Consider the following 12971-nt stretch of genomic DNA (forward strand, 5'->3'; position numbering starts at 1 on the left):
CGACATGTCTACTGCTTCGTTTTTTCTGCAATCGTTCTTAGGCGGTCAACTATCTCAGCTAACGCCATGAGTACCGCAAAGGCGACAATCGATTGGATGGCCGCTGTTCCATACATCCATGGTTGGTCCAAACTAAAGCCTAAGAATATGCCGAAGGCCCCTGAGAAGAGCGCGCCAAATGCAAGTATTCTCAACATCATTTCGTTCTCCCACTTAGTTACCAATTTTGAGGGGGAACTCATATGAAACCCTCCACCAAAGCAAACTGTTTTCTTGAAACCTTGGCTATGCGCCGGAAAGGACGCCTGAAGGCATTTCCGCATTTCTGACTGTGCGCCCGATTTCTAGTACCTCGCCAACAATCCCGCTAGGACTGTGAAGAGTAGACGGGTTTCAATTTTTTCTGTCGTGAGCCTGAAGTGTCACTTCGAAATGTTCTTCAGAAGGCTATGATCTCATCCAAAAAATAACTCGGCTGGCTAATCACGCTATCGTTGCATTACCCCACAACGAAAATCCAGTTTCCGCCGTTACTGCCGAAATGTGCATGGTGCAGAATTGGTCGCTTTGGGCGGCGGTCTCAATTGATCGACGCAACACATGCACTGAAACGCTCTGCGGGTGTCTCATATCCCAGCGTCATTCGTGGTCGTTCGCTAAGCTGTCTTGCGACGGCGCTCAACTGAGCGCTCCAGTACGGCATCACCTTGCCAGTCTCAATCGCGTCGACGCTGATATAAACCAGACCTTTAGCTCCATCTTAACCACTCAGCACTTTGAAAAAAGGGCCCCGCCCTCGCGGTAAGAATACGACCTCACGTTCCAACTGCCCTTCATCTGGGATGACAAGTTATAGTCCACCTGGCATTTCGCCTCGGAAACCATCAAGTTCAGGAGCAAACGTGCTCTCTAACAATCTAGAACTCCGTGCTGCGCAGGAGCGCGTTTCATCTTATGCCAGATTTACCTGACAGAACCTGCTGGCAAACTTATCTCTGCAATCCGGGCCAGGGCCTCTTCCGCCTGCGCCACGAACAGGCTGCGCACCCGCTCCAGACGGCGTGTGTTCAGCCATTTAGACCATTTTCGCGTTGGTATCGCCTGCTTGCACCCAAAACTATCGATCCAAACAAACCGGCCGTGGCCCGGCCTCTCTGTTTGGAAAATGATATTGTTAAGGTTCTCATTACTAACCACGACGTGCTGCGCGATCAGCGTGTCGAAAAAGGCGTTTAGCAAGGGCACGTGCCAAGCTTCCAAACACCCCGTGTCGATCATTTCCTTCAGCGTCGGGGGCAGGCTGCCATCTGGGTCCGAGATGCGTTCGTAGACAAGACCCAGCCCCAAATCGGAAGGCACCGTTCCATGCACTGCACAGATCGGCAGCAAGACGCCAGGCTCCTGTCGGTGGGCCTTAAGTTCAAGATATTCTCGGAACTCGCGCACGAAACTCTTGTACATGGTGGCGCGGCGAAAGCGGCGTTCAAACCAGTTCGTATTCGGGATATGGCCATCGGGCTCGAAGGTTCCGGGTTGCGGAATTTTAACAAGCAGGGTTGGATCGCCGGGGTGCGCATAGACATGTTGCCGATTACCCTTGGCAATGACGGGCTCGTCACTAAGCTTCAGCATTTTTCGACGTGCGCCTCCTTTTGCCTGACATTCCCCTAGTAGACTGCCTTCCCAAGAATTTGTCGCTGTTTTGCGCCCAGATCAAGCATCTTCGAGAAACAGCCATGATATCGGTGTCGGCCGCATGGGCTTGTCAGGTTTCTGTCCACGCGAGTAAAGCGGACTTTCGCGGCGTACAACACGAACGGCAGCTAAGGGCCGGAAGCGCCATTTGCCTCACTTTGGCTGAACGGCGGCTTTGCCCCGCATAGCAGCCATTGGTGGATGGCGCAGCGAAGGTCTGCTTTGTTACATTTGGCGCTTTGAGATTTAATAGGTCCAGACCCTAGAAACGAGATCAGCTATCTGAAAGCCGCTCCTTTGAGCGGCTTTTTTGTTTGGCCGGAAAGTCGGTGGACAACTTATGGGGGGTCAAATGGACAAAACGTCCGCCGCGAGGGAGCTCCAAATCTTAAAAACTTGTTGTTTTCAGTAGTTTTATCTAGGGCTGTGGACAAACTACGGCGGTCTTTACAGCGCTTTTTGTGCCTCACCGATAACTGGGGTGGTCGCTGCGTTCAAAATGGAACGACGACAGCTACCTCTTTGTCCCACCTAATACGGGGCAACTTACACGGGGCGGGTGCGCTCGCCCCCTGACGCAACTTGGGCCGCAGGCAATAAAAACATTGAGCGGTTAACATATTGAGCCTAAGTGGCGAGACTATGAGGGGAGCGTTCGCGCTCCCCCTTTTTATTGCTTCGTGAAACAGGCATTGGGTAAAAGATGATCGCGTATATCAGCCTTTTCATGTCAGCCCTTGTGGCGGCGACCATCCTGCCGATGCAATCCGAAGCCGTTTTGGTGGGGTTGTTGCTTAACGATGCCCATCCGGCGTCTGTTTTGATCACCGTCGCGACAGTGGGCAATGTGTTGGGATCAGTGATCAACTGGTATCTTGGGCGCCATATGCTGCGTTTCAAAGACAGACGGTGGTTTCCATGCTCAGAACAGCAGCTTGAACGCGCCCAGAATTGGTATCGGCGCTACGGCAGGTGGTCGCTTTTGGGGAGTTGGCTGCCGATTGTCGGCGATCCGCTTACCGTCGTGGCGGGCCTTATGCGCGAACCATTTGCACCATTTGTGCTGCTGGTCACGATCGCAAAGGGGGCAAGATATTTGGTTTTGGCAGCACTTGTGTTGAACTGGTTCTGACAGCGCAAAGCCGCTTTTCTACTCGAATTAGAATGCTTGGGAAAACTTCTGTCCTAGTGAGTGCCGCATCTCTGGCTTTCAGTGAGGGAAAGCATGGGGATATGGGTGTTCTTGAGCTAAGGGACAGCGGGTCGTGGTACCCGGGGCCAGAAAACTGGCCCCGGATGAAAGGCTTACTGCCAAGATTTGATCAACTCATCATAAGAGATCGTCACTGGAGTTTCGTCTTCGTTGTCCAGCTTCGGCTTTGGTGAACCGGGCTGTGAGAGCCAGTATTCTGGATCCTGCTCTTCGTTCATTTTCGGACCGATATCCCCTTGGACACCAGCGCGCTCCAGACGGATCAGAACTTTTTCCTGATCAGCACACAGCGCATCAAGTGCTTCTTGTGGGGTTTTCGCACCGGACATTGCATCGCCGATGTTCTGCCACCACAACTGGGCCAGCTTTGGATAGTCAGGCACGTTGGTACCTGTTGGCGACCACTGAACGCGGGCTGGTGAACGATAGAATTCGATCAAGCCACCCAGTTTCGGTGCACGCTCGGTAAAGCTTTCGTGCTGGATCGTCGATTCACGAATGAATGTCAGGCCAACATGGCTTTTCTTCACGTCCACTGTCTTGGAGGTCACGAACTGCGCATAGAGCCAAGCGGCCTGTGCACGGTCTACTGGCGTCGATTCCATCAAGGTCCATGAACCGGCATCTTGGTAGCCGATCTTGGTGCCTTCGGTCCAATATGAACCGTGTGGCGAAGGTGCCATACGCCATTTTGGTGTGCCATCTTCGTTCATCACAGGCAGATCAGGCATCACAGAAGCTGCTGTAAACGCTGTATACCAGAACATCTGCTGAGCGACGTTACCCTGAGCAGGAATTGGACCCGCTTCGGAGAATGTCATACCAGCTGCGGCAGGAGGGGAGTACTTCTCCAGCCATTCGATGGATTTTGTGATCGCGTAGACAGCTGCCGGTCCGTTTGTAGCGCCGCCACGTGCAACACAAGAACCAACAGGCTGCGAGTTTTCGTTAACGCGGATGCCCCATTCATCGACAGGCAGGCCGTTTGGCTCACCTACGTCGCCGGCACCAGCCATGGACAGCCACGCATCAGTGTAGCGCCAACCCAAGGATGGGTCTTTTTTGCCGTAATCCATGTTACCAAAGACGTCGCCTTCGACGCCCAGACGCGACAGGTCGCGACCGGTGAAGAATTCAGCGATGTCTTCATAGGCTGACCAGTTAACCGGAACGCCCAGATCGTAGCCGAATTTCTCTTTGAAATCAGTCTTGTTCTGTTCGTCGTTGAACCAATCATAGCGGAACCAATATAGGTTCGCGAATTGCTGGTCAGGCAACTGATAGATTTTGCCATCTGGTCCGGTTGTGAACGAAAGACCAATGAAATCTTCCAGATCAATATTGGGGTTGGTGACAGCAGCGCCTTCACCAGCCATCCAATCAGTCAGATTGCGCGCTTGCTGGTAGCGCCAGTGCGTGCCGATCAGATCGGAGTCGTTGATATAGGCGTCATAGATGTTCTCGCCAGACTGCATTTGTGTTTGCAGCTTTTCGACAACGTCGCCTTCGCCAATCAGGTCATGCGTGACTTTGATGCCAGTGATGGCTTCAAACGCAGGAGCCAGAACGGTGGCTTCGTATTCGTGTGTCCCGATTGTCTCGGACACCACATTGATCGACATGCCTGCATAAGGTGCGGCTGCGTCGACAAAGAACTGTAGCTCGGATTCTTGATCGGCCCGAGACAGTGATGACAACTCTCCGATTTCGCTGTCCAAGAAAGCCTTTGCAGCATCCATGTCCGCGAACGCCGGAGCGGCAAGCATGCATGTTGCAAGGCCTATCGCTGTCGTTCCTTTTAGTCGCAAGTTCATTGGTGTTCCTCCCTAGATAAGAACGGTTAAGGCCGGCCGGGTCTTGCACACCGGTGGCCCATTTGCTTTTTCTAGACCCAGCGAAATACTGCGAGAGCGTAGAAAAAGCATACGATCAGTGCACCCCATTGGGGCGCGCTGAGCAGTCCAAGCCAAGCCAGATTAAGAAAGGCTGAGCCTAGTAGCGTGATGAACAAGCGGTCACCCCGCGTCGTTTCGATCCCCAAAACGCCATTGCGCGGCACTTCGGGGAATTTGATTCCGAGCACCGTAAAGGTGATCAGTGTCACCGCAATAAATGCGAAGAAAGCGGCGGTCGGCCAAGTCCATGCCATCCATTCCATAGGTCTCTCCCTTTTCTTAGTTACACGCGGCCCAGGGCAAAGCCCTTGGCGATGTAGTTGCGGACAAAGTAAATCACCAAAACGCCGGGCAAGATTGTGAGAACCCCGGCAGCAGCCAGAACACCCCAGTCAATCCCAGCAGCACCGACGGTACGTGTCATCGTGGCTGCAATCGGCTTGGCGTTAACGCTGGTCAGTGTGCGGCTCAGCAAAAGCTCAACCCAGCTGAACATGAACAAAAAGAACGCGGTGACGCCGATGCCTGAGGCAACAAGTGGCGTGAAAATCCGGATGAAAAACCGCGGGAACGAATAGCCGTCGATATAGGCCGTTTCGTCGATCTCTTTGGGTACACCGCGCATGAACCCTTCGAGGATCCAAACCGCCAGAGGCACGTTGAACAGGCAATGCGCCAAAGCGACGGCGATATGCGTGTCGAACAAACCAACCGAGCTGTAGAGCTGGAAAAACGGCAGCGCAAAAACAGCAGGGGGGGCCATCCGGTTGGTCAGCAGCCAAAAGAACAGGTGCTTATCACCAAGGAACGTATAGCGGCTGAACGCGTAAGCGGCGGGCAGGGCGACGGCCAGTGAGATGACCATATTCATCACCACATAGGCCATGGAGTTTAGATAGCCGGTGTACCACGAGGCATCCGCCAGGATCGTGCGGTAGTTGTCGAATGTCAGATCATTAGGCCACAAGGTGAAGCTGTTTAGGATCTCCGTGTTTGTTTTGAGGCTCATGGTCAGCAGCCAATAGATCGGCAGCAGCAAGAACAGCAGATAAAGACCCATTACAATGGCGCTGCCCTTTATCTTGGGTAGGCGACGGGCGGTGGGATGAGAGACATCAGACATTAGTGGCCATCCCTTTTGTCGAGGTTCGTCATGACGGTGTAGAACACGTATGAAATCAACAGGATAACGAGATAATACATGATCGAGAACGCCGCAGCAGGTCCAAGGTCAAACTGTCCAAGCGCCATTTTGACCAGATCAATCGACAAGAACGTAGTCGAGTTGCCGGGGCCGCCACCAGTGACCACAAAGGGTTCGGTGTAGATCATAAAGCTGTCCATGAACCGCAGCAGGATCGCGATCATCAGAACGCCCATGATCTTGGGCAGTTCAATAAAGCGGAACACTTTCCAACGGCTGGCCTGATCGATTTTGGCGGCCTGATAATAGGCATCCGGGATCGATTGCAAACCGGCATACGCCAGAAGGGCGACCAGAGATGTCCAATGCCAGACATCCATAACGATGACGGTTACCCATGCGGCATAGAAGTTTTGCGTATAGTTATAATCGATCCCAATGGCATCCAGCGTATAGCCCAACAGCCCGATATCGACGCGGCCAAAGATCTGCCAAATCGTGCCTACAACATTCCATGGGATGAGCAGGGGGAGAGACATCAGGACCAGGCAAAGTGACGCCCAGAACCCGCTTTTGGGCATGTTGAGCGCTACAAAGATGCCCAAGGGAATTTCGATCGCGAGAATGATCCCCGAGAAGGCAAGCTGGCGGCCCAAAGCGTTCCACATCCGCTCTGACGACATCATTTCCTCGAACCACTCGAAACCGGCCCAGAAGAATTGGTTGTTGCCGAATGTGTCCTGAACCGAATAGTTTACCACCGTCATCAGGGGAATGACCGCTGAGAAGGCAACAAGCACAAGCACGGGCAGGATAAGAAACCATGCCTTTTGATTGACGGTCTTATTCACAACGCAGCTCCTTCAACGAAATGACAGGTCGGATGGATTAAGCTTGGGCGCATCTCATGCCCCCTTTGGCGCGATGCGCCAGCTATCGGCGTAGACGTTCACACCGGCAGTATCGAAAACAACGCGGTTCATTTCGGGTGAAACCGTCTCGCCCTCAGCGAGGATTACGTTGATCGCGGTGCCTTGAAAATCTGCGCGGACAATCTTGTGGCGGCCCACATCTTCAACCCGCTTGATGGTGACGGGAATACCCTCATCTCCTTCAGCGAGTGAGGTGAACTCAGGCCGCACCCCAAGCTCTACTTTGCCTGTTGGTGTTCCATAGGCCTTGCCCAGTGAAATCTTGTTGCCTGCAATCACGGCCGTGTTGCCAGAGACTTCGGCATCAAGGACGTTCATGCCCGGAGAGCCAATGAAATACCCAACAAAGGTATGCTCAGGTGTCTCAAACAGCTCCTGCGGCGTGCCCATTTGCACAACGCGCCCGTCATACATAACGGCCACTTTGTCGGCAAAGGTCAGCGCTTCGGTTTGGTCATGCGTCACATAGATCATCGTGTGGCCAAACTCATGATGGAGCGCCTTTAGCTGTGTGCGCAGCTCCCATTTCATATGGGGATCGATGACAGTTAGCGGCTCGTCAAACAGCAGCGCATTCACATCCTCGCGGACCATGCCGCGGCCCAGCGATATCTTTTGCTTTGCGTCTGCCGTGAGGCCGCGCGCCTTGCGGTCCAGCATTTCTTCCATGCCGATCATATTTGCGATCTGCTGTACTCGGTCGCGCACATAGGCCGCATCAGCGCCCCGATTGCGCAGCGGAAAAGCCAGATTGTCACGCACGGTCATTGTGTCGTAAACGACCGGAAACTGGAACACTTGCGCTATGTTGCGCTCTGTTGTGGGCGCCATTGTCACATCTTGATCATTGAACAGGATGCGACCCTGACTTGGGTGCAAAAGCCCCGAGATGATGTTGAGCAGCGTGGATTTACCACAGCCCGAAGCACCAAGCAGGGCATAGGCTTCGCCGTCCACCCAATCATGGTTCAACTCTTTAAGCGCGAAATCGTCTTCGCCCTTGGGGTTGGGCAGGTAGGAATGCGCCAGATTATCGAGGGTTATTTTTGCCATTCTATTTTCCCCTCAGGCCGCAGTTGCATAAGATGCAGCTGCGATTGCTGTGCCGTCTTTGGCAAAGATGTAGACATGTTTTGGATCTAGATAGACCTTCAAAGCGGAGCCGATCTCTAGGATTTTGACCCCATGGACCAATCCGACCCAGCTTTCGCCTTGGTGGTCCAAATGCACGAAAGTTTCTGATCCGGTGATCTCTGTGACGCTCAACTTGCCGGTGAATTCCAAGGCGGCCGGCGAATGTTTGGCCAGCTCAAGATGGTTCGGGCGGAACCCGGCAAGATATTCGCCATCGGCCAAACCTGCAAAGGCATCAGAAACCGGTGCTGTTTGCCCCTCTCCAAAATGTAGACGCTCGCCAGTTTTGCGGATTTGCAAAAAGTTCATAGGTGGATCAGAGAATACCCGCGCTGTTGTGGCATCAACGGGCTGGCGGTAGACGATCGGCGTTTTACCAAATTGCGTGACCCGGCCTTCCCACAAGGCCGCCGTATTACCGCCGAGCAACAAAGCCTCTTCGGGCTCGGTCGTGGCGTAAACAAAGATTGAGCCTGCTTCCTCGAAAATCTTGGGGATCTCGGCGCGCAATTCTTCGCGCAGCTTGTAATCGAGATTGGCCAATGGCTCATCCAACAAAACAAGGCCTGCGTCTTTGACAAGGGCGCGCGCAAGGGCGCAGCGCTGTTGCTGACCGCCCGACAATTCCAATGGTTTGCGGTCCAACATTGCAGAAAGCTGCATCAAATCGGCGGCCTTTTTCACGGCGCCGTCAATCTGATCGGCTGACTTACCAAGCAGCCGCATTGGGCTGGCGATGTTGTCATAGACCGTCATAGAGGGGTAGTTGATGAACTGCTGATAAACCATGGCGACGCCGCGGTCCTGAACGCGCATGCCGGTGACATCGGTGCCATTCCAAATGACCTTGCCGGTGGTCGGCACGTCGAGCCCCGCCATCACACGCATCAGCGATGTCTTGCCCGATGAGGTAGGCCCAAGCAGGACATTCATCGTGCCGGACGACAGCTCCAGATCGGTAGGGTGAATATGTGTCTGGCCGTTCACGACCTTGGACACACCCTCTAGAACAAGTGACATTTCTCTCTCCCTTGTCGCAGTTTACACTGCGCTTTGCAGCGACGAGGCGGTGGGCACGTTGGCCAACCATGTGTCGAGCAAATCAATTTCTTGCGTTGTTAGCCTGAGGCCAAGCTTGGATCGGCGCCAAACAATATCTTCTGCGCTGACCGCAAATTCCTTTTGGGTCAGCCATTTTACTTCACGTTCCGTCAGGTCTGCTCCGAAGTCTTGCCCAAGGTCCGCTGCGGTTTTCGCATCACCCAAGACTTCAAACGCTTCAAGACCGTAAGCTTTCACCATACGTGAAGCCCAGCGTTTGGACAAAAATGGGTATTTCTCCGCCAACTGACCTTGCAGCGCCGCGACACCGTCTACCGGAAAATCTCCACCCGGCAGCGGAACGCCGGCCGTCCATGGCTTTTGAGCATGACTGAAAAACGGCTCGACCTTTTCCAGCGCGGATTCAGCAAGCTTGCGGTAGGTTGTGATCTTGCCGCCAAAGACGTTCAGGATAGGCGCACCCGCAGATTGGTCGACCTTTAAGACATAGTCGCGCGTTGCAGATGTCGCTGAGGATGCACCGTCATTATAAAGCGGGCGCACACCAGAATAGGTCCAGACAACATCGTCCTGTGTCACAGGTTTCTTGAGGTAATTCGATGCAAAAGCCAAAAGATAGTCTTGTTCTTCTGGTGTGCAGACGGGCTTCTCACCCACCGATTCATGATCTGCGTCTGTGGTCCCGATCAGTGTAAAGTCGGTCTCGTAGGGAACCGTAAAGATGATCCGTCCGTCTTCACCTTGGAAGAAATAGCATTTGTCGTGATCATAGAGTTTCCGGGTCACGATGTGGCTGCCCCGGACCAAGCGCACACCTTCTGAGGAATTGATGCGCACGGTATTGCGAATGATATTTTCGACCCATGGGCCACCTGCGTTGATCAACATCCGCGCTTTGACCAGCCGATGCTCGCCTTGGTCCTTTGCCTCAAGCATCACGTGCCACAGGCCGTCCACTTGTTCCGCAGAGATAACCTTGGTTCGAACATTGATCTGGGCACCGCGGTCTTGGGCATCGCGGGCATTCAAGACCACCAAGCGGCTGTCTTCGATCCAGCAATCAGAATATTCGTAGGCCTGCTCAAACCGCTCCTGAAGCGGCGCACCCTCTGGGCTGCCCTTAAGCCGAATTGAGGTCGTGCGTTTGAGGATTTGGCGCCCGCCCAGATTGTCATACATGAACAAGCCCAACCGAATGAGCCAAGCGGGGCGGCGGCCTTTCATCCATGGCATCACAACATTTAGCAGTTTTGAGGTTGGCGTATCGCCTTCAAACCGCATGTCTTTGTGGTAGGGCAGGACAAACCGCATCGGCCAAGAGATATGCGGCATCGCTTTGAGTAATGTTTCGCGTTCGATCAACGCCTCGCGGACAAGGCGGACTTCCCAATATTCAAGATAGCGCAAGCCACCATGAAACAACTTTGTTGAGGCGGAGGATGTTGCCGAAGCCAGATCATTCATTTCGGCCAGCTCAACGCTCAGGCCACGGCCAACCGCATCACGTGCAATGCCACATCCATTGATCCCGCCGCCTATGACGAACAGATCGACGATGTCTAGGTTTGCACCTTGATCCAATGAAGCCCCCCGCATTCATGACCCGCCAAAGACTCAGCGTTTCCGGCGTTGCGTCACTAGGCACTAAGCGTCTTTAACGGTCAAGTCCGAATGTTCGTTTTTTTTCGCTTCTCTAATTTGAACATATTTTCATCAACATTTCTCGGCATAAGGGTGAAATTCTTGTGGCGCTGGATCAAAGCGAACCCAGCGCTCCCTTGACGCGCATGCGCTGGTGGTGATTGTTGTCAAACGCAGCGCCCAGACAAGGACGTGCTATTAACCAAGCGGGCACAAGCGCCCGGGGAGAAGACCATGGCCGCGAATTTCCGGCAAAAAGAGATAGTTGAGCTGGCGCGTAAGGAGGGCAAAGTCACCGTTGATGGGCTTGCTGACTTTTATGATGTGACCGTCCAAACCATCAGACGTGACTTGTCCGAATTGGCAGAGAAGGGACGGCTTGAGCGCGTGCATGGCGGCGCGGTTGTGCCTTCAGGGGTTGTGAACCTGGTCTATGACGAACGCCGCCGCATGAACGAAGACGGCAAGAAAGCGATTGCTGTCGCATGTGCCGCCGCGATTTCGAATGGGGCATCGGTGTTCATGAACATCGGAACCAGTACCGAAGCCGTTGCGCATGAACTGCTGGATCACGAAAATCTGCTGGTTGTGACCAACAACCTGAATATCGCGAACACACTCGCAGCCAACCATAGTTTCGAGATCATCCTGACAGGTGGCGTTTTGCGGCGTGCGGACGGTGGGCTTGTTGGTGGCCTTACCGCTGAAATGGTGCGGCAATTCAAGTTTGATTTCTCGGTTCTAGGGTGCTCTGCGATCGACGAAGATGGCGATCTTTTGGATTTTGATGGCCAAGAAGTTCTGGTGAGCAAAACCGCCATTCAACGCTCGCGCAATGTCATGGTTGTTGCCGATCACCTCAAGCTTCAACGCAAGGCACCGCTCACAATTTGTTCTCTCAGCGATGTGGGGGTTTGGTTCACGGATGGCGCATTGCCTGAGAAGCTCGCAGGCGACTGCCAGCGGTGGGGCACACAAGTTGTGAAGGTCTAAGGCCTCAACGGACCATCAATGCAGGCGCATGTGATCATTTATCGTGACACAAGTGACTGAATTTAGCGGATGCAGTGCTTTTTGCACTAACGCCGTTTACCGCGGGCTTGTGTTTTCTTGTTGCCGCGCGCCCCGGTCGTTGTGGGCGTGTTGTCGCGGTTTTCCTCTGACAGTTTGCGCCACCGACCCAGGCGTTCCGCGTCGAGCGTGCCATCCTTGATGGCCGCCTGAACCATACAGCCCGGTTCGTGCATATGCGTGCAATCTCTGAAGCGGCAGTGCGGGGCCAGTTCCGTGATTTCAGCAAAGAGCACATCCAGCCCAGCAGAGACATCGCTGACGTGCAGCGTGCGCATGCCCGGCGTATCGATCACCCAACCGCCACTGGCAATTTCATGAAGCGACCGCGAGGTGGTGGTATGCCGCCCCTTTGCGTCGCCCTCGCGGATGCCACCTGTCGGCTGCGCTTCTTCCTCAGATTTGGCGGCCAAGGTATTGAGCAAAGTGGATTTTCCAACCCCAGATGATCCAACAAGAGCAACGGTTTGGCCAACACCACACCACGGAGCAAGCGCCGTTACCGCAGCCTGCGTTTTTGCGTTCAACGTCACGACAGATAGGTCGCGTTGAAGGGCCGCTGCCTGCTCTTCATAGTTCGACACGTCTTCTACCTGATCCGCCTTGGTCAAGACGATCACCGGATCTGTTCCAGCTTCATTGGCGAGGGCGAGATAACGTTCCAAGCGGGCGGGGTTAAAATCGTCATTGCACGAGGTAACGATAAAAAGCGTGTCGATGTTTGCCGCAATCAATTGCCGGACCCGCGCGCCCATCGTTTGCCGCTGGAGCAATGACTGTCGTTCAAGCCGGCGAATGACCATGTGATCCTGAGGTTCCACAAGAACCCAGTCCCCCACTGCGAAATCGGTTGTCCCCATCTGGCCGGGCAGGCTCAGCTTGACTGGGCCATCTTCAGATTGCGCCGTCAGTCGGGAGCGATGAACCGTCGCGATGCGTACGCGCGCATACGCCGTTTCGTCAGCGTCCAGTTGGTCGTCAAAGAACTGAGACCAACCAAGAGAGGCCAACGAGGATGAAGCAGGATCAGTATTTTTATTCACAGTTCTCTGAATGGTCGCGCCATCCGCGTGATGCAAGGCTTTCTATTGGTATCTACATGCTTTGATGTCCAAAGCGTCAGGCAGGTTACAGTAACAGCAGCATTTGAAATTGGCGTGGCGTGAACCCGTGCTCAGACAAAA

12 protein-coding genes are annotated in these 12971 nt (G+C 53.9%); 2 read left to right on the forward strand and 10 right to left on the reverse strand.

All coding sequences use genetic code 11. The features are described 5' to 3' along the window. Positions 1–8: 8 nt before the first annotated feature. Together C1J03_RS25290 and C1J03_RS09165 are read right to left on the reverse strand one after the other, a co-directional pair. Positions 9–200, reverse strand: a complete 192-nt coding sequence (locus C1J03_RS25290) for a hypothetical protein (RefSeq protein ID WP_162798484.1) — start codon at positions 198–200, stop codon at positions 9–11. A 763-nt stretch (positions 201–963) separates the two neighbouring features. Beyond that, positions 964–1632: a YrbL family protein gene (locus tag C1J03_RS09165; RefSeq protein WP_114885792.1), complete on the reverse strand. Its 669-nt coding sequence runs from the start codon at positions 1630–1632 to the stop codon at positions 964–966. Between the two features lie 766 nt (positions 1633–2398). On the opposite strand from C1J03_RS09165, the gene C1J03_RS09170 reads away from it, so the two are divergent. Further along, entirely contained in the window at positions 2399–2827 is a 429-nt protein-coding gene (locus tag C1J03_RS09170; RefSeq protein ID WP_114885793.1) for a YqaA family protein, read from the forward strand. A gap of 173 nt (positions 2828–3000) precedes the next feature. Here C1J03_RS09170 and C1J03_RS09175 read toward each other — a convergent pair whose 3' ends face one another. The 7 genes from C1J03_RS09175 to glpD all read right to left on the reverse strand — a co-directional run bounded on the left by C1J03_RS09175 (position 3001) and on the right by glpD (position 10671). Beyond that, complete coding sequence (locus C1J03_RS09175; protein ID WP_114885796.1) at positions 3001–4722, reverse strand: ABC transporter substrate-binding protein; 1722 nt, start codon at positions 4720–4722, stop codon at positions 3001–3003. Between the two features lie 71 nt (positions 4723–4793). Beyond that, positions 4794–5066 (reverse strand): DUF2160 domain-containing protein, encoded by a 273-nt coding sequence (locus C1J03_RS09180; RefSeq protein WP_114885798.1) that lies wholly within the window; start codon positions 5064–5066, stop codon positions 4794–4796. 20 nt (positions 5067–5086) lie between these two features. Beyond that, on the reverse strand, positions 5087–5926 hold the full coding sequence (locus C1J03_RS09185; protein ID WP_114885800.1) for a carbohydrate ABC transporter permease: 840 nt from the start codon (positions 5924–5926) through the stop codon (positions 5087–5089). Next, positions 5926–6798, reverse strand: coding sequence for a carbohydrate ABC transporter permease (locus C1J03_RS09190; protein ID WP_114885803.1), 873 nt, complete (start codon positions 6796–6798; stop codon positions 5926–5928). Before C1J03_RS09190 ends, C1J03_RS09185 begins: the two co-directional genes overlap by 1 nt. 54 nt (positions 6799–6852) lie before the next feature. Beyond that, complete coding sequence (locus C1J03_RS09195; protein WP_114885805.1) at positions 6853–7932, reverse strand: ABC transporter ATP-binding protein; 1080 nt, start codon at positions 7930–7932, stop codon at positions 6853–6855. 12 nt (positions 7933–7944) lie between these two features. After that, the gene (locus C1J03_RS09200; protein ID WP_114885806.1) at positions 7945–9033 is read right to left on the reverse strand and encodes an ABC transporter ATP-binding protein; all 1089 of its coding nucleotides are present in this window, start codon (positions 9031–9033) and stop codon (positions 7945–7947) included. A gap of 21 nt (positions 9034–9054) precedes the next feature. Further along, positions 9055–10671, reverse strand: a complete 1617-nt coding sequence (gene glpD, locus C1J03_RS09205) for a glycerol-3-phosphate dehydrogenase (protein WP_114885809.1) — start codon at positions 10669–10671, stop codon at positions 9055–9057. 279 nt (positions 10672–10950) lie between these two features. Here glpD and C1J03_RS09210 point away from each other — a divergent pair, with 279 nt between their 5' ends. Then, positions 10951–11709, forward strand: coding sequence for a DeoR/GlpR family DNA-binding transcription regulator (locus C1J03_RS09210; RefSeq protein WP_114885815.1), 759 nt, complete (start codon positions 10951–10953; stop codon positions 11707–11709). Between the two features lie 86 nt (positions 11710–11795). Here C1J03_RS09210 and rsgA read toward each other — a convergent pair whose 3' ends face one another. Beyond that, positions 11796–12830 carry a ribosome small subunit-dependent GTPase A gene (gene rsgA, locus C1J03_RS09215; RefSeq protein ID WP_254694227.1) on the reverse strand — a complete coding sequence of 345 codons (1035 nt, stop codon included), beginning with the start codon at positions 12828–12830 and terminating at the stop codon, positions 11796–11798. Positions 12831–12971 lie beyond the last annotated feature (141 nt).

Source organism: Sulfitobacter sp. SK012, from assembly GCF_003352085.1.
Taxonomy (GTDB): domain Bacteria; phylum Pseudomonadota; class Alphaproteobacteria; order Rhodobacterales; family Rhodobacteraceae; genus Sulfitobacter.